Genomic DNA, 17,912 nt, shown 5'->3' with positions numbered 1-17,912 from the left:
AATACTATAATGGAAAATCACGAGCAGCACAAAAACAACGAAATGGACCATTCGAAAATGGATCATTCTAAAATGAACCACGAAAAAGAAGATCATTCCAAAATGGATCATTCCAAAATGAGAAATGGAGGTGGAGACCATTCGGGTCATAATCCGGGTCACGGACAAATGGGTCACGACCATCATAAAATGATGATTGCAGACTTTAGAAAACGGTTTTGGGTAACACTCGTGCTTACCATCCCCATATTGTTCTTCTCACCAATGATTCAAGAATTTTTTGGTTATGAATTTTTACTTCCAGGAAATCCATACATCCTTTTTGCACTTTCCACTGTTGTATATTTTTATGGTGGTTGGCCTTTTCTTAAAGGATTTGTTTCCGAAATAAAGAATGGTGCACCTGGTATGATGACACTTATATCTATGGCAATAAGTGTCGCCTATTTCTACAGTTCTGCAACTGTCTTTGGTTTACGAGGAGTTGACTTTTTCTGGGAGCTTTCAACACTAATTGCTATTATGCTTGTTGGTCATTGGATAGAAATGAAAAGTGTATTAGGCGCTTCAAAAGCATTACAGCTTTTAGTTAGTATGATGCCTGCCGAAGCGCACAGGGTAAAAGGCGACACTATTGAAGATATACCACTTGAAGATTTGTTAAAAAATGACGTGATTTTGGTAAAGCCTGGAGAGAAAGTTCCAGCTGATGGTATCATAGTAGAAGGTTCAAGTTATTTAAACGAATCAATGCTTACAGGGGAGTCCAAGCCCGTGAAAAAAGAAGAAAAGGATAAGGTAATAGGTGGTTCAGTAAATGGCAATAGCACTTTGAAGGTAAAGGTGGAACATACAGGAAAAGACAGCTATCTCAATAAGGTTATTACGATGGTTGAGGAAGCACAAAAGACCAAATCTAAAATGCAAAACCTTTCCGATAGAGCTGCAAAATGGTTGACTTATATAGCTTTGGCTATTGGTTTTGGTACGTTGGCAGTTTGGCTGATTTTAGGCTTTCCGTTTGTGTATGCATTAGAAAGAATGGTTACCGTTATGGTCATCGCTTGTCCACACGCATTGGGTCTTGCAATTCCTCTTGTAGTTGCCATTTCTACTGCTGTATCTGCACAAAATGGATTATTAATCCGTAATAGAACTGCCTTTGAAGAATCACGTAAGATATCCGCCTTACTATTTGACAAAACAGGGACTTTGACCAAAGGGGACTTTGGCGTTACTCGAATCAAATCTGTAAATGTGTCCTATTCAAACGATGAAATCTTAAGACTGTCAAGTGCATTGGAACAAAGTTCAGAACATCCAATTGCTGTTGGGATTATTAAAAAAGTTAAAGAAGACAATATTACAATCCCAAAGCCTGAAAACTTTAACGCGATCACTGGTAAAGGTGTAGAGGCAAATGTAGAAGGAAAGCAAATAAAAGTGGTTAGTCCTGGTTATTTAAGGGATGAAAAAATAACTATTCCTGAAGATGCTTATAGTGACGCTGCTGAAACTGTTGTATTTGTATTAATTGAAGGACAACTAGCAGGATACATTGCGCTTGCTGATGAAATAAGACCTGAATCTGCGGAAGCTATAAAAATATTTAAAAAGAATAATATCAAAGTTTTGATGGCAACTGGGGATAACGAAAAAACAGCCAAAGCTGTGAGTGAAAAATTAGGGTTGGATGGCTATTATGCCGAAGTGCTACCACACCAAAAAGTAGAAATTGTAGAAGAGTTGCAAAACAAAGGAGAGTTTGTGGCTATGACTGGAGATGGCGTAAACGATGCGCCCGCACTTGCCAAAGCTGATGTAGGAATCGCTGTTGGTTCTGGTACTGATGTAGCCGCCGAAACAGCCGATATTATATTGGTAAATAGCAATCCACAAGATATTGCAAACCTAATTTTGTTCGGAAAGGCTACGTACAATAAAATGATTCAGAACCTAATATGGGCAACTGGGTATAATGTGGTGGCCATTCCATTAGCTGCAGGTGTTCTATACTCTTCCGGCTTTGTTTTGGGACCAGCTGTAGGAGCGGTATTTATGAGTTTGAGTACAATTATAGTGGCTATTAATGCGCAATTATTGAAGCGAAAAATCGGTAAAAAATAAATGGATAGAAAAGAAAAACTCAACAGGATATTTTTAATTCTATTGAGTTTGTTTGTAGTGATGTTGGGCTATGGTATATTATTGCCAACCCTTCCTTACTATACCGAAAGATTAGCTTTAAAAGACAATCTTGACACCGACCTTATCAATTTCCATATTGGATTGCTCACAAGCATTTATCCATTTTTTCAGTTACTATTCGTAGTGGTTTGGGGAAAACTATCGGACAGATACGGCAGGAAACCTATTATCATTTGTGGACTAATCGGTTTTGTAATTATGCAATTACTTACTGGCCTAGCCACATCCTTGACAATGCTATATATTGCTCGAATTTTTGGTGGAATTTTTACGTCATCAGTTATTCCAGTTAGCAATGCATATTTAAGTGATATTACATCTGAAAAACGTAGAACAAAAATAATGGCCTGGTCTGGTGTTGCCATTAGCTCTGGTGTTATTTTCGGCCCTGTCATTGGCGGCTTTCTGTCCCAAACTGATATTCATATAAAATATACATTAGGCCTGCTACATTTAGACCGATTTTCAGTGCCCTTTTTATTCGCTGCACTACTAGGATTGATTGTCCTTTTGGTTGTGATGAAATGGTTAAAAAACACCGCTCGCGTACATAAGTTCACAACACGAAAAGTGAGTTTGCGGTTCACATTTACTAAATATTTTATCGTATTACTAGTGCTTTCGTTTGTCATCCAATTTGTGGTGACGCTATTTGAAACTGTCTTTTCAATCTACGGAAAAGATGAATTAGGATTTAATAGTAATCAAGTTGGTATTGGTTTTATGCTATGTGGTTCAATAATGGCTGTTTTACAACCAGTGTTCGCTACTTATGGAGAGAAGTTTTTATCAACAAAGAAACAAATTGCTTTAGGGTTACTAATATCTGGTTTATCCTTGATTGCCTTTCCATTTTTTAACAATGAATTTTTAGTCTATGGATTAATCGTTGTTTTTGCTGCTGGAGGAGCTATGGTAACACCAAATTTGCTCTCTGCGGTTTCATTGATATCAAAGAAAAATACTGGTAGGAATATTTCTATTCAGAGTTCGACCAATAGTATTGGTCAGATTCTAGGCCCCGTTTTAGGAACTTGGCTGATTGCAGGCGGTTTTTACTATCCTTTCATAATTGCTGGTAGCATTGTTTTGCTCGCTATTGGTTGTCTGTTCTTTTTTAAAAATCCCCCATAAAAAGATATAACATACAAACATTACTTATTGATAATTAACCCAAATCTAAAGCCCCAAAAATATTTTGCATAAGTTAATTCATATAATACTAGACAATTACAAAGAGGAAATAAAAGTAGTTGAGGAATCTAATCTAAACGATTTCAACAATGTTGAACAAGGTATTTCTATTTCAAGACAATACTTGCAGAAATTACGCATCTGTGTAAGGGAAAATGAATTCGTAGATAAACAGAATGAAATAATATTCTTTAAAAAGCATAAACCCTACATATATAGCAGACTGAAATTTTATGCCAAACTCTACAATTTCTTGATAAATAGACCTGCGGGAACAATAAAATCTCAACAGGAATTTATTGATTCAGAAATAAATAGGCTACAAGAAAGTAATCGACGAAATATAGATTTCATTAAATATTATAGAGAGGATTCTGAACTTCTGGATGAATTCTATTTTCTGCGAGGAAATGATAAAATTAGCTTGGTATCAAACACTTCTCATTTTTATACAGATGCTGAATTTTCCACAAGCCACGATAATGCAATTGCCAAAATTATGGCCTATGACCTATTAATAAGCCATTACGTTGAAGAGTTAAGTAATTTAAGGGATTTGTCATACGGCATACCGAATAAGCTGAATACTCTATCAAACGGTGAGCGACTTGGTTGGACTGCTTCAAAAACAGACCTGATTGAGTTAATTTATGCATTACAGGCATCTGGCGCAATAAAAAGTGGTACAGCTGGTATTAAAGAAATGGCATCAGCTTGTGAAGATATTTTTGAACTTAATCTTGGTAACGTTTATAGAACTTTTCTCGAAATAAGAGAACGGAAAATCGACCAAACCAAGTTTATTGATAGACTAAAAGCAACACTTTTAAGGCGAATGGAAGAAACGGACGGTTGATATTTTCATTTTTAAAAATGTTAAATTTCTTCCCAAGTTGGGTCTTACTTGGGAAAAAATAAAATTAATTTTATCTATTATCATTTGGCATAGATGATTTTAAGTGACACCTCTAAATCAAACCAATTTAAACCATTGAAAATGAGTAAATAAAAACACCCTACTTGGGTACAACTTGGGATTAAAATCCAATAAACCATCCCAAATTTGTAGAACGAAAGTCAAATCAGGTCAGGGACTATCAAATTAGTTGAAATCGATACGATAGTCCCTTTCTTTAAAACCGTTCTATTATGCCAGCAAATATTATTACCACCGACGACCTTCGAGAATTTAAAATGGAATTGCTCGATGACATCAAGAATCTTCTATCTAAACAAGCAACTGGAAAACTCAAGAAATATTTAAAATCTTCCGAGGTAATGGACTTGCTTCAAGTCAGTCCAGGTACATTACAGAATCTTCGCATCAATGGAACGTTGCCATACACAAAAGTTGGGGGCATTATCTACTATGATGCAGAGGAAATTCAAGGTGTAATGAACTCAAATCGAGTGCAGCACAAGCAAAATTCTTAAAAGATGAACTATATAAAGCTACTAAATGCGGCTTTTGAAAAGTTCTTTTTTGATGACCGCCTCAATCCAACGCACATAAGCCTATATATGGCGCTGTTCCAAGAATGGAACAGTAGTCGGTTTGCAGATGAGTTCTATGTAAACCGTCGCGAATTAATGCGCGTTGCCAAGATTGGTTCAAAATCCACTTATCATAGATGTGTGACAGACCTCGATTCTTGGAACTATCTATCCTACTTCCCTTCTAACAATCCCTACAAAGGCAGTAAAATCAAGATGTCCATTATTGGGACAAGTGATGAACCTGTTACGGGACAGTACAATCCCATATTAGAACAGCTTGCGGAACAGTACCGTCCCATACGTGAACCAGTAGTGTACCAACACCATCCCAATAATGGACAAGCTGTGGACTCGCACCGTCCCACCAGTGGACAAGCATTGGTATCTACTATAAACAATACCAAACAAGTAAACAATATAAAACAACCAAAGGGCTGGCAGACCGTTATTAATTTTTTTATTGAAAAAGGTTTTAATGCTGATGAAGGAAAAAAATTCTTTGAGCATTATGAAACCCGGAACTGGCAAACGAGTGATGGAAATGAAATTAGAGATTGGCGTGCCTTGGCCACAAACTGGATGGACAGAACAGAATTATATGCCGAGGAAAACAAACCAAACAAAAAACAAGCGTCCCAAATCAAGGACAACCTGCGAACCAGTAAAAACAAAGACTATGGACAACCCCTCTAAAATAACCGAAGGTGGCGTGGAATACTCGCTCGGAAACTTTGATGGTAAAAGCGTTCTCTACGATTTTGACAAAATCTTGATTTACTTGGATGCAAAGGGCAAGCTGCTATTTGGGAAGAAGTTTAGGATTTACGATGAGGATAAGGATATTTTGCTAAAGCTCTGTTCCTACTTCATCAAAGACAAAGACAATTGCAAAACCTATGGAATTGATATTGACAAAGGCATTCTTCTATCTGGACCCGTTGGGTGTGGTAAAACCAGTTTGATGAAATTATTGCGCCATTTGGTTCCGTTACAACGACCTTATGAAATGATTCCTTGCCGAAATGTAACCTTCAGTTTTAACCATTTAGGTTTTAAAACGGTCGAGGAATATGGAAATACCAAATTTTATTGCTTTGATGATTTAGGAGTTGAACCCGCTGGTCGTTTTTACGGTAAAGACCTAAACGTTATGGGCGAGGTTTTACTATCACGCTATGAATTATTTATACAGACCAAAGGCAATATAAAAACCCACGCCACAACCAATCTCAATGCTGAAGAACTGGAAGAACGCTATGGCAATCGTGTTCGTAGCAGGATGCGTGAACTGTTTAACTTGATTGCTTTCGATACAAAAGCTGGTGATAAGAGGAAGTGAATTATGCAATAATTTTAAAGCTTAAAAATCACTAAACTATTTAGAAATAATTGAAAACTATTTTTACGAGCATTCGATTTCGCTATATTAGAAGCTTAAAATTTTTAATTTAATATGACCGACCTATTTGACCAACCTTCAAAAAAAATTAATCATCAAGAACTTTTCTTTAAACTATATCAAGCAAAAGACGAGAATGATTTAATAAGTATTATCAAATCATACCCTTCAATATTCGATGACTCAAACTGGAAACCACTGGGTGGAAATTTTAGTAATTATGGTGTGGTAAAAAACCAACAGTCAAGCCCCATTGCTGCTTTGATAGAGAAAGTAACCAACGCCATTGATGCCATACTAACTAAAGAATGTATTCTTTCAGGAACTGACCCAAAATCTGATGTTGCACCAAGAACTATGGACGAGGCTATTCAAAGGTTTTATCCAGAAAATAATTGGGATTTACCTTCATTTCGCAAAAAACAAGCTGAGAATATTCAAATTATTGCTGACGGGAAGGGACCACGGAACCAGCGGAATCAACATCCAACATCGGTAATTGTTTATGATAACGGTGAAGGTCAACATCCAGAAAAGTTTGAGGACACCTTTCTATCACTACTTCGAGGTAATAAAAATGATATTCACTTCGTACAGGGTAAATATAATATGGGTGGAAGCGGTGCCATTGTATTCTGTGGAAAGAAAAGATATCAGCTCATTGCTTCAAAGCGTTACACGAATGATGGTGGTTTTGGATTTACCTTGGTACGTGAGCATCCTAAAAAAGAATCTGACCAAGCAAAAGAAACCTGGTACGAATACTTGCTCATTGATGAAAAAATCCCATCTTTTACAATAACGAAATTAGACCTTGGCCTCAACAATCGTCAATTTGAAACTGGCACCATATTAAAACTCTATTCGTATCAATTTCCTAAAGGCTATTCTGGTTTTGCCCAAGACCTAAACCAAAGTGTAAATGAGTTTTTATTTCAACCTGCACTACCAATTTTAACGGTCGACACCGCAGAACGTTATCCAAACAATAAAGTTCTCGAAAATGATTTGTTCGGATTAAAAAGACGGTTGGCAGCTGAAGAATCTGAATATCTGGACGAGAGTTTTTCAGAAAATTTTTCAGATGATGTATTCGGAAAGATGAAGGTGTCTTGCTATGTGTTTAAAACTAAGGTAAAGGACTACGACCTTAAGAGAACCAAAAAAATTATACAGGACAGGTATTTTAAAAATTCAATGTCAGTTATGTTCTCACTCAATGGTCAAACTCACGGACATTATACTGCTGAGTTTATAACACGCTCATTGAAGCTCAACCTTCTAAAGAGTCACTTACTTATTCACGTGGATTGCACCGAAATGAAATATAACTTTCGGAAGGAATTATTTATGGCCTCTCGCGACAGACTTAAAGATGGTGACGAAACCCAATTTCTAAGAAGTTATCTAGCTAAAAAACTAAGCGCGAAAGATGGAAGGTTGGCAGAAATAGAAAAGCGTCGAAAACAAGCAGTGGATATTGACACGTCCTCAAACACGAGTGATTTACTAAAAAGCTTTACAAAGAATCTACCCCTTGATTCAGAGTTGGCAAAATTGCTAAACCAAACGTTTAAGCTCGACATTAAAAAGGATAGAAAAACTGAAGGACAAAAGAAACGTACTTCTACTGAAAAAGAACCCACACCTTTTGAACCTAAAAGGTTTCCATCATTTTTTCAAATTGATACTAAAAATAATAATGAAAAAGAGGTCGCCACGATACCACTAAATGGTGAAAAGTCCATTCGCTTTTCCACAGATGTAGCAAATGATTATTTTGATAGGATTGAAGAACCTGGGGATTTAAGGGTTAGTGTGCTCAATATAAAACCAAACGATTCTAATGGCGGAAATAGACCTGGTGAGCCAAAAGAAATAGATGAAGTTTTTAACGTGATAAAAAGTAGCCCGAACAAAGGAAAAATAAGAATCTCTCTTAATCCTAAAGATGAATTGAAAGTTGGCGATAGCGTTCAAATCAAAGCAAGTCTATCATCACCCAATGGTAATATAGAGGAAATGTTTTGGGTTAAAATTGCCGACAATAGTAAACCAAAAGACGAGACGCCTAAAAAAGAAAGCGATAATGATTTGTTGGGATTACCAAAATTAGTTTTTATGTACAAGAACGTAGATGAGAATTCTGATACAGATGTAACTTGGGAAGCGGTAGAAGAAGCTACAAGCCTTGATGTAGATTATTCGACGGTTATGATTCCAGATGCTGAGGGTGATTTACTCAATCGCATTTTTATCAATATGGACAGTACTGTATTGAAGAACTTCAAATCGAAAGAGAGGAATATCAACCAAGAGCAATTAGAACTTGCCAACCGAAAATATTACACCTCGGTATATTTTCATACCCTGTTTCTCTACACTATCAGTAAAAACAGAGGTTATGAGATTAGGCAAAAAGTAGAGGGAAAAGATGATTTAGAACACGTTGATTTGGGTCAATATCTCAAGGATCTGTTTGACCATTACTACTCAACCTTTATTTTAAATTTTGGTGGAATGGAAACTATGATGCAGGGAATTGGCGACTAAAATTAAGTGTTTTCCTGATCAATAATCACAGAGCAGAAATAAAGTCATTATATCTCATCTCAATAGTTGTTAATGGCCTAAATAATCCTATTTTTGTAAGGACAATATTTGTCTTTAAAATAAAATTCAACGGCGATGGAAACATTGGGTGAATATCTCAGAACACTGAGGGAATTGAAAAATCTACCTATAAGAAAAGTTGCGGCTGCGGTAGACATAGACCAATCCACACTTGGTAAATACGAGAGAAATGAGAGGCTTCCTAAAAGAGGGCTTCTTTCTAATTTTGCTTCATTTTTTGATGTTTCCGTATCTGAGTTGGAAAAAAGATATTTAACCGATAAAGTGGTGTTTTCCCTTTTAGAAGAAGAAAACCCAGAGAGTATCTTGGTTGAATGTAAAGACAAATTGATTTATTTAAAAAATAAAAACGGCGAATCGAAAATAAATGAATAAACTAACATTCACAGGACACGAAACATTTCACTGTCGCCATTTTTGGTTGAAGAAGGGCTACGATTATCTTTCTACCGGTCAGTCTTTCAAAAATCCGGATGCCGTAACAGCTTTAGGTGTTGGGAAAAATATGGTAATGTCCATAAATTTCTGGCTGAAGGCTTTCGGTATAAAAAATCAGGAAGGCCAAACAACTGTTTTTGCCAATAAAATCTTTGATAGTAATACAGGATATGACCCACTTTTAGAATATGAAGGAACCTTATGGTTGTTGCATTATAAATTGTTAGATACCAATTTAGCATCTATTTTTCCTTTAGTTTTCAAAGAATTCAGAAAAAGTAGGGTTAATTCACAATTTACCACTCAACAATTACTTCGTTATTTACTTAGGGCAGCGAGTAACCATCAAACTTCGATAGCTGAAAACTCTTTAAAAAACGACATTAAGGTATTTATAAAAACATATTATTTAGCTGATAAGAACATAAAGGATATGGAAGATGATTTATCATCCATTTTTATTGACCTTAATTTAATCACTAAAGTTACCGATACCGAGGAAGGTTCTGTTTTTCAATTAAAAGTGAGCGAAAGACCAGAGATAGCCAAAGAAATATTTTACTTCTTAATCTTAGATAAATTCCCAAAACATACGTCTATAAGCTTTGATGAAATACATAACAAAATTGGCGATGTATTCGCTTGTTCTTCTGAAGGCACGGAACTCAAGATACAGGAAATCTCAGAAACTTTTAAGGACGTTGTTTATAAAAAGGATGCGGGAAGAAAAGAATTACAAATTAAAAATATCCCTAATAAGTGGGACATATTAGAGCAATATTACGATGCATAAATTTACAACATCCACAAACATTGAACGTGATGTCGTAAATGACATTAATTACGTTGTTACACCCAATGCAAAAAATGTTTTTGAAAGAATAGTGACTGGGTTTCAGCAAGGACATCACTCATTTAATATAATTGGCTCATATGGTACAGGAAAGTCCAGCTTCCTTTGGGCTTTAGAAAAAAATCTTAACGACAAGAAGCCCTACTTTGCTAATCTTAATGGGCAATTTAAAGGATTTGAAAATTTTTCGTTTTTAAAAATTATTGGTGAAGCTTCGCCTTTAACAGACGTATTAAAAAAATCTTTTAAGCTTAAGGAAAACACATCCAATTCGGATCTTATCGATACTATAAGCAAAAGAGCTACATCGCTTAGAAAGAAAGATGAAATATTAGTTGTGTTGATTGATGAGTTTGGTAAATTTCTTGAATATGCAGCCAAGCATAATCCGGATAGCGAATTGTACTTTATACAACAGTTAGCTGAGTTGGCAAATGATTCCAATAGAAATATCATTTTAATTACAACGCTGCATCAAAATTTTGGTTCCTATGCCAATAATTTATCTCAAAACCAAAAGAATGAATGGGATAAGGTAAAAGGAAGACTAATTGATATCTCGTTCGATGAACCTATTGAACAGTTACTTTATTTGGCATCAGCCAGAATAGAAGACCTTGAAATTGAAAGACCAAAAGACATTGGGTTCGAGGATTTATTCAATAAAATAAACGAGAGCAAGCTCGTAAGTAATTCAGAAACGCTGAACTACGATTTAGCCAATAAGCTTTATCCATTCGATATTTTATCGGCAAATATCTTAGCTCAGACTTTGCAAAAGTATGGCCAGAACGAAAGGTCTCTATTCTCTTTCTTGGCAAATAGTCAAGTTTTCTTTGATAAAATAGATAAGGACAACCACACCTTTTTTAGTGTAGCCGATGTGTTTGATTATCTAACGCTTCATTTAACAAGCGAATTAGAAGACAGATATTCAAACCCTCATAAGCCTCAATGGAACACAATTGTTAAGGCATTGGACAAAGCTGAAGCTATTAATGATTTTGGATATGAGAACTTGGCAAAAATCATAAAAACCATAGGTCTGGTAAATTTATTCGCAAAGTCTTTTGGTAAGCTCGATAAAACTTTCTTAGAATATTATGGAAAATATGCATTGAATATTCCTGACTCTGAGCAATACATTGAAAAATTAATAAGCCAAAAAATAATTAAGTTCTATAATTATCGTAATAAGTTTTTCTTCATTGACGGAACTGACGTGGATATAGAGCAGGAATTGATAGATGCTAATTCCCATATCGACACTGCTATCAATATTGCTTCAAAAACCAAACATTACTTTAAAGAAAAATATCACTTTGCAAAGGAAGCCTATTTTGAAATAGGTACACCAAGATTTTTTAAAGTAAACATATCTAATCATATTGAAAATATTAATCCAGAAGGGGAAATTGACGGTTATGTGCATATAATCCTTAATAAGGATATAAAGCTAAAAGATTTAAAAAATAACGATACGCAACAACCAGCACAACTATATGTAGTTCTCAAAAACTTCGAGTTTGTAAAATCACGTATATACGAGATTGAAAAGATGGACTTTGTATTGCGAAAGTACTCAGAAGATAATGTGGTCAAGAAAATACTAACCGAAGAAAAGGCTTACGAAGTACAAAAATTACAAAAACTTTTAGAGCACGGCATCTATGAAAAATCTAACGCAGACTGGTTCTACAATGGTAAAAAACTCAAGATTGACTCAAAAGTTTCCTTAAACAGGAATCTCTCTCAAATATCAAAAAAAGAGTACCCTTCGACACCTCAATATTTGAATGAAATGGTCAACAAGGAATACTTAAGCACCCCTGTTTTAACCGCAAGAAAAAATTTATTGAAGGATTTGCTTGAGCATAGTGAAAAGGAAAACTTAAATTATGATGACCGCAAGTTTCCACCACAGAAGTCTATTTATTTAGGGCTTTTAAAAGAGACCGGAATTCACAGAGCTCATAACAACGCGTATATCCTAACCGAACCTACAGATCCTACATTTAATCCTCTTTGGTTACATTGTGAAAATTTCTTAGAGGATTCAAAACATATTAAAAAGAACTTGTCAGAACTATACGAATCACTATCCAAAAAACCATTTAAACTTAAAAAAGGGTTTATAGACTTTTGGATTCCTATATTTCTCATAATCAAAAATCAAGACTATGCACTATTTCATAAAGCTTCTGGGTACGTACCTTACCTAACAAGTGAGGTTCTTGACCTTGTACACAAAAAACCTTCTGATTATGAATTGAAATCATATAAAATTGAAGGTGTCCGGCTGAACCTTTTCAATAAATATAAAGAAATTACTGGTGTTGATGCGTCAAGCAATAAACCAGAAAGTTCGCTAATTTCTATTTTCAGTAGTTTCATAGCATTTTATAATGCACTTCCCGAATACGTTAAAAAAACCAATCGATTAAGCCCATCGTCTAAAGGTTTAAGGGATGCTATTGCTTCCGCTAAAGACCCAGAGAATGCACTACTATCAGAAATACCAAAAGGATTAGGCTACAAAAACATTAACCTCGAAGAAAATGATGCTGAAATTCTAAACGGTTTTATTGAGCGCCTAAACGATTCCATTAATGAAATACGAATTGCCTACGAAGGGTTGTTAAACAGATTTGAAGAGAATATTTGCGACACTTTAAACTTCAATAGTAATAATTTCACTACCTACAAAAGCAAAATTCAAGCGCGTTATAAGTCTTTGAAACCGCATTTGTTGATTCAAAAGGAAAAGGTCTTCCTTAACCGCATAATGTCTAAACTTGACGAACGTGATTCTTGGTTAAAATCGATTGCCGATGTGATTCTTGGCAAGTCAGTTGAAAAAATGAATGATGAGGACGAAGCGCTATTAATGGATAACACAAGAAAGGTTTTTTCAAATTTAGACAACCTATTAGAGCTACATTCTTTGGCGGATGATGTAGATAATGAAGTGGTACAGTTTCAATTCACGGATGTTTCTGGTAAAACGGTAAAGCAAAATATTATTTTAAGTCCTTCAGACGAAAAGTACGTTTCAAAACTACAGGAAGATTTGGCCAAGGTGTTGTCCAAAAATGAAAAATTGAGCGCAGCTGCTATTATTAGATATTTAAAAAATTTGCACGATGAAAGTTAAACACGTACTTGGTATCTCAGGCGGAAAAGATAGTGCTGCCTTAGCGCTTTATCTCAAAAACCTATATCCAGATTTGGATGTAGAATATTATTCTTGTGACACAGGGAAAGAGTTAAAAGAGACCTATGAGCTTGTTGAAGCTCTAAACAGTAAATTGGGCAAGGACATCAAAACAATTTTTGCTGTCGAACCAGAAAAAGAGACCCCTTATAAAACCACATTTGACCATTTCTTGGCCGAATACGGCGGATATCTTCCCTCATCAACTGCAAGATGGTGCACAAAAAAGCTAAAATTAGAACCGTTTGAAAAATATATTGGGGATGAACCCACAATATCATATGTAGGGATTCGAGGGGATGAAAACAGAGAGGGTTACATATCTAAAAAAACCAACGTTCAATCTATTTTTCCATTTAGAAAAAATATCTGGAGTGAAGATGTTATAAAAGAAGTTCTGGCTAATAATAATATTCCAAAAGTAGCAAGGCTTTATGACAATCTTAGTCCAAGTCATTTAAAAGAAGATATACTCAAGAGAGTCAACCAGCCTATTTCACCAAATTTTCGGCAAGGACAGAAATTAGAATTCCTTTTAAACAGCGATATCAAATTATTCAATAGAGTTGTTTTTCATTATCTAAAAGAAAATACTGATTATCCCATAGCGCTTTTAGACGATTTCCCTTTAATAGAGAATGATGAAGTTTTAGTATTGGATGATATTTTTAAAATACTCGATGATAGTGGTGTTGGGATACCTGCATACTACATAAAAAAATCATACCAAGTAGAAATTGACGGTAAATTAGAAACCGGCACTTACTCACGTAGCAGGTCTGGTTGCTTTTTTTGTTTTTACCAGCAGAAAATAGAATGGGTCTGGCTACTTGAAAACCACCCTGCCCTATTCGATAAAGCCAAAGAATATGAAAAGGATGGTTACAACTGGATGGATACTGAAACATTAGAGGAACTATCCAAACCCGAACGTGTTCAAGCAATCAAGAAAGAACATTTCACTAGAATGAAAAGACAGCTAAGTAAAAGGAACACTAACAGCTGGAAAGATGAAATTATTGAAGCAGAAGGCCTTGGTTGTGCCAGTTGTTTCATTTAAAATATAAATATTATGAGTGATAAAATTGATTTATCCATAGATGCCGGTAGGCTTCTATTTGGATTGAGCAGAATTGGCTATACAACCTCTGCTGCCATTTGCGACATCATAGATAACTCTGTAAGGGCTAATGCAAATAATATAAACCTCTTAATCAAAAAAGAACGCGAAGACTTTTCCGACTATAAAAGGAACAATGTCAAGGAATATATCATCATAGATGATGGTGATGGTATGGATGAAGGTGCAATTGAAGAGGCATTAAAACTCGGTTCAACAGATGACCATTATGATGACAAATCGCTATCGAAATTTGGATTAGGCCTAAAATCCGCTTCTTTTTCGCAAGGTGATGTACTTAAAGTTATTTCTTCAAATGGAACGGGATTTAACAAGTATGAAGTCTCTCTACCAAAAGTAATGGAAGCAAAAGAATATTTTGCTGAAAAGACTGAAATTGAAGAGAATGAATCTGAACTGATTGAAACCTATCTAAAAGAAGGTAAGGGTACCATCATTATCATTTCTGAAATTAGACTAAACAACCATCCAAGTGTCAGAAACACCATTAAAGAACTTAAGACAAAAGTTGGTGTAATCTATTTCTATTTCCTTTCTGAAAGCGGTGTGAATATTACCATTGGTGATAAAAAAATTGATGCAATTGACCCATTGTTTATATCTGAAGCCAACGAAAATGGAAATTTGAACGAAAATGAATGGGATGGAACTGAGGTACGATGGATAGAAAAACCAAAAGAGCTTACTCTTGATGATGAACTTGAAATAAATGTAACTATTGAAATTACCCAACTTCCCTATCCACCTATCTATAGAATTAAAAATATAGGCGAATCAAGAGACAAAGAAGTTCGCGAAAGATATTTAATTGAGGCTGGTAATTACGGTTTCTATGTTTACAGAAATAAAAGACTCATATCCTGGGCTTCAAACCTACAAGGCATAATCCCATACGACCAAGATTTTTATGCCTTTAGGGGAAGAATACTCATCAATGACGAGGCAGACGATTTCTTTAATATTGATGTAAAAAAATCTTCGCTGACTCTTTCTGAAGAAGCATTTAGGAACATAAGCGATTTTACCAAAGAAGCCAAAAGCAAAAGCAAAGCAGCTTGGAAAAATGCCGGAAAGATTAGTCGTGACATTATAAATAAAGCACCTAATGAAATCGCAAATAAGCTATTAGATGAATTTGAACAGATAGAGATTCTGCCAGGTGATGACCTACCTGATGAGGAAATAGCCTTAGAACGATTAAAGGCGATAACCGATGATATGACCTCAAAAATCAAGTGGATAATTAAAATGATGAAAGAGGATAAGGGTGAAGAAGTGGACGATACTGTTGACGATGACTATACAGAAGACGAAAAGGAAGAGGCCATTAAAGGCGAAAAGAACGCTAACCTCACTAAAATATTCAGGGTATCATCTGTTGAAGACAATCTGCTTTGGGAACCTTACTATGATACCGATTTAGGTAATTGTGTAAGGATTAATAAAATTCATCGGTTTGCAAGATTAATCTATGAGGATAATGCAGAGAACAGAGATTTACAGATTCTCTTTGATTTAATGATGCTTCAGTTTGCCGATTCCGAATTATACGCCTATAAAAATATTGGAAAATATGAGTACGACGACCTTAAAGTTATTTTGCGAGAGTCCAGAAGAATAGTATCAGAATTTCTAGCTAATATGTGCAGAAAACTAGAAAATGACTTACCGCCAAATTATAGCGACGAGAAGTATGCTTGAAACTAGTATCCTCGGCGCATTCAATGGTGCCGACCAAGCCTATATCTATATTTGGCTTTCGAAAAAACACAAAATAGTGTACGTGGGAATGACCAATAGTTATACAGGAACAATTGGAAGAGCAGGTGCTCATTTTAACAGAACAGGGACTCTCAGAAAGCGATTTAATGAAGCTAAGGGCTACGAAGTCAATGATGTTGATGACATCCTTCTTTTATCTTTTCCACTACCAAAATCAAGAGAATTCACCTCTGTAGAAAAATCCTATAGAGAGGCTGTAGAATACCTTGTACAGAAAGAACTTATATTATTGCGAGGAAAACTCAACCCTACTTTTGATGTTATTTCTTGGGTAAGGTTGAGTCCTAGAACTGGGAATTCGAGAATCAAGAAATTAGCTGCTTCAATAGTAGAATCTTTTGAAACTAATTATTCCCGCTTTTAATAGCATTGAGCAAAACATCTAATTGTGATTGAGTTGTGGGACTTCCAAAACTTATCCTGATGCTACTATCTGCTTTTTCCTTACTCAATCCCATACTTTTAAGAACGTGAGATTGTTCTATTAATCTAGAGTTGCAGGCAGAACCCATCGACACCGAAACTGAATTTTTGTTCTTTAAGATAAATGACTCAGCGTCCTGATTTATAAGTTGTATATTGAGAATGTAAGGACTTCTACTAGCTGATAATCCGTTAACAGCTGCTCGTTTAGATTGATACAGTTCTACTTGCAAATAACTATTCAAATGGTGAATCCTATTATAATTGCTTTCTAATTCTGTCATCGCAAGTTCACTTGCTTTTCCTAAACCAACAATTCCTGGTACATTTAGAGTTCCTAAATTAATAGATTCAATACGTTGTTTAACCAATGTACCCGATTTTGTTGTAGCGGTTGTTTTTACCAATAAGCCACCAATGCCTTTAGGTCCATAAATTTTATGGGCATTGAAACATAATAAGTCTATGTTTTCCTCTTGGAAATTCAACGGAAGTTTTCCGTAAGATTGAGTTGCATCCGTAAAAAAGAGAACATTCTTCTTCTTACAGATGGCGCCAATGTTCTTGACATCGGCAATCACACCGGTTTCATTGTTAACGTGCATCAAGGCCACAAGTATTGTATCTTCCTTAATACTATGTTCCAGTAAGCTTATATCTATTTTTCCATTTTCATCAACCTCAAGATAAGTTACCTGAGCACCGACTTTTTCCAAATCTTTACAGGTATCCAAAACTGCCTTATGTTCTGCGTTGGATGTGATTATATGGTTTCCTTTATCCAAATTGTTATAGAAAACTTGACTAATGGCCAATTTGATGGATTCAGTTGAACCACTTGTAAAAAACACCTCACTCTCTTTACAGTTTACAAGCTTGGAAATTTGATTTTTGGCATTTTTAACCGCCTTAGAAGCTATTACACCTTGCTTATGTGTATTGCTAGATGCATTTCCATAATGATTAAGGAAGTATGGGGACATTGCCTCGTAAACTTCTTGTTTTACGGGCGTGGTTGATGCAAAATCAAAATAAATTGGTTCTTTATTCACTCTCTTCAAATAACAACTGCAAAGTTAAAAATATAAATATCTATTTTTTGAGTTTAGAATTCTTTTTAATAGATTTT

At 35.3% G+C, this 17,912-nt stretch carries 14 protein-coding genes; 13 read left to right on the top strand and 1 reads right to left on the bottom strand.

Annotated features, from left to right (window positions below; genetic code table 11):
* Nucleotides 1-9 precede the first annotated feature (9 nt).
* The 13 genes from HM990_RS00700 (at nt 10) to HM990_RS00640 (ending at nt 16,724) form a co-directional block, all read left to right on the top strand.
* Nucleotides 10-2,127 (top strand): copper-translocating P-type ATPase, encoded by a 2,118-nt coding sequence (locus tag HM990_RS00700; protein WP_117157975.1) that lies wholly within the window; start codon nt 10-12, stop codon nt 2,125-2,127.
* Nucleotides 2,128-3,342, top strand: coding sequence for an MFS transporter (locus HM990_RS00695; protein ID WP_178987104.1), 1,215 nt, complete (start codon nt 2,128-2,130; stop codon nt 3,340-3,342). It abuts the gene before it with no gap.
* A gap of 64 nt (nt 3,343-3,406) precedes the next feature.
* The gene (locus HM990_RS00690) at nt 3,407-4,258 is read left to right on the top strand and encodes an RteC domain-containing protein (RefSeq protein ID WP_178987103.1); all 852 of its coding nucleotides are present in this window, start codon (nt 3,407-3,409) and stop codon (nt 4,256-4,258) included.
* A gap of 293 nt (nt 4,259-4,551) precedes the next feature.
* On the top strand, nt 4,552-4,836 hold the full coding sequence (locus tag HM990_RS00685) for a helix-turn-helix domain-containing protein (RefSeq protein ID WP_026754847.1): 285 nt from the start codon (nt 4,552-4,554) through the stop codon (nt 4,834-4,836).
* 3 nt (nt 4,837-4,839) lie between these two features.
* The gene (locus HM990_RS00680; RefSeq protein WP_083265061.1) at nt 4,840-5,592 is read left to right on the top strand and encodes a cupin domain-containing protein; all 753 of its coding nucleotides are present in this window, start codon (nt 4,840-4,842) and stop codon (nt 5,590-5,592) included.
* On the top strand, nt 5,576-6,238 hold the full coding sequence (locus HM990_RS00675; RefSeq protein ID WP_178987102.1) for an ATPase: 663 nt from the start codon (nt 5,576-5,578) through the stop codon (nt 6,236-6,238). The genes HM990_RS00680 and HM990_RS00675 overlap by 17 nt, the downstream gene beginning before the upstream one ends.
* Nucleotides 6,239-6,352: 114 nt before the next feature.
* Entirely contained in the window at nt 6,353-8,851 is a 2,499-nt protein-coding gene (locus tag HM990_RS00670; RefSeq protein WP_197052687.1) for a hypothetical protein, read from the top strand.
* Nucleotides 8,852-8,986: 135 nt separating this feature from the next.
* Entirely contained in the window at nt 8,987-9,307 is a 321-nt protein-coding gene (locus tag HM990_RS00665; RefSeq protein WP_047550465.1) for a helix-turn-helix domain-containing protein, read from the top strand.
* A complete protein-coding gene (locus tag HM990_RS00660; RefSeq protein ID WP_047550462.1) occupies nt 9,300-10,163 on the top strand; it encodes a DUF4007 family protein in 864 nt (287 codons plus the stop codon). The genes HM990_RS00665 and HM990_RS00660 overlap by 8 nt, the downstream gene beginning before the upstream one ends.
* Nucleotides 10,156-13,377 (top strand): P-loop NTPase family protein, encoded by a 3,222-nt coding sequence (locus HM990_RS00655; RefSeq protein ID WP_178987101.1) that lies wholly within the window; start codon nt 10,156-10,158, stop codon nt 13,375-13,377. Before HM990_RS00660 ends, HM990_RS00655 begins: the two co-directional genes overlap by 8 nt.
* Entirely contained in the window at nt 13,367-14,497 is a 1,131-nt protein-coding gene (locus tag HM990_RS00650) for a phosphoadenosine phosphosulfate reductase family protein (RefSeq protein WP_178987100.1), read from the top strand. Before HM990_RS00655 ends, HM990_RS00650 begins: the two co-directional genes overlap by 11 nt.
* Nucleotides 14,498-14,509: 12 nt before the next feature.
* The gene (locus HM990_RS00645) at nt 14,510-16,279 is read left to right on the top strand and encodes an ATP-binding protein (RefSeq protein ID WP_047550455.1); all 1,770 of its coding nucleotides are present in this window, start codon (nt 14,510-14,512) and stop codon (nt 16,277-16,279) included.
* Nucleotides 16,239-16,724 carry a hypothetical protein gene (locus tag HM990_RS00640; protein ID WP_156115602.1) on the top strand — a complete coding sequence of 162 codons (486 nt, stop codon included), beginning with the start codon at nt 16,239-16,241 and terminating at the stop codon, nt 16,722-16,724. Before HM990_RS00645 ends, HM990_RS00640 begins: the two co-directional genes overlap by 41 nt.
* On the opposite strand, the gene HM990_RS00635 is transcribed toward HM990_RS00640, so the two are convergent.
* Nucleotides 16,705-17,835, bottom strand: a complete 1,131-nt coding sequence (locus HM990_RS00635) for a cysteine desulfurase family protein (RefSeq protein ID WP_178987099.1) — start codon at nt 17,833-17,835, stop codon at nt 16,705-16,707. The genes HM990_RS00640 and HM990_RS00635 overlap by 20 nt on opposite strands.
* Between the last annotated feature and the right edge of the window lie 77 nt (nt 17,836-17,912).

Source organism: Winogradskyella schleiferi (assembly GCF_013394655.1).
In the GTDB taxonomy this organism is placed as follows: domain Bacteria; phylum Bacteroidota; class Bacteroidia; order Flavobacteriales; family Flavobacteriaceae; genus Winogradskyella; species Winogradskyella schleiferi.
This window is presented reverse-complemented; position numbering and strand designations above follow the sequence as displayed.

Coding starts and splice junctions, on each gene's coding strand:
- HM990_RS00700 (WP_117157975.1), top strand. CDS start 10: ATGGAAAATCACGAGCAGCACAAAAACAACGAAATGGACCATTCGAAA.
- HM990_RS00695 (WP_178987104.1), top strand. CDS start 2,128: ATGGATAGAAAAGAAAAACTCAACAGGATATTTTTAATTCTATTGAGT.
- HM990_RS00685 (WP_026754847.1), top strand. CDS start 4,552: ATGCCAGCAAATATTATTACCACCGACGACCTTCGAGAATTTAAAATG.
- HM990_RS00680 (WP_083265061.1), top strand. CDS start 4,840: ATGAACTATATAAAGCTACTAAATGCGGCTTTTGAAAAGTTCTTTTTT.
- HM990_RS00675 (WP_178987102.1), top strand. CDS start 5,576: ATGGACAACCCCTCTAAAATAACCGAAGGTGGCGTGGAATACTCGCTC.
- HM990_RS00670 (WP_197052687.1), top strand. CDS start 6,353: ATGACCGACCTATTTGACCAACCTTCAAAAAAAATTAATCATCAAGAA.
- HM990_RS00665 (WP_047550465.1), top strand. CDS start 8,987: ATGGAAACATTGGGTGAATATCTCAGAACACTGAGGGAATTGAAAAAT.
- HM990_RS00660 (WP_047550462.1), top strand. CDS start 9,300: ATGAATAAACTAACATTCACAGGACACGAAACATTTCACTGTCGCCAT.
- HM990_RS00655 (WP_178987101.1), top strand. CDS start 10,156: ATGCATAAATTTACAACATCCACAAACATTGAACGTGATGTCGTAAAT.
- HM990_RS00650 (WP_178987100.1), top strand. CDS start 13,367: ATGAAAGTTAAACACGTACTTGGTATCTCAGGCGGAAAAGATAGTGCT.
- HM990_RS00645 (WP_047550455.1), top strand. CDS start 14,510: ATGAGTGATAAAATTGATTTATCCATAGATGCCGGTAGGCTTCTATTT.
- HM990_RS00640 (WP_156115602.1), top strand. CDS start 16,239: ATGACTTACCGCCAAATTATAGCGACGAGAAGTATGCTTGAAACTAGT.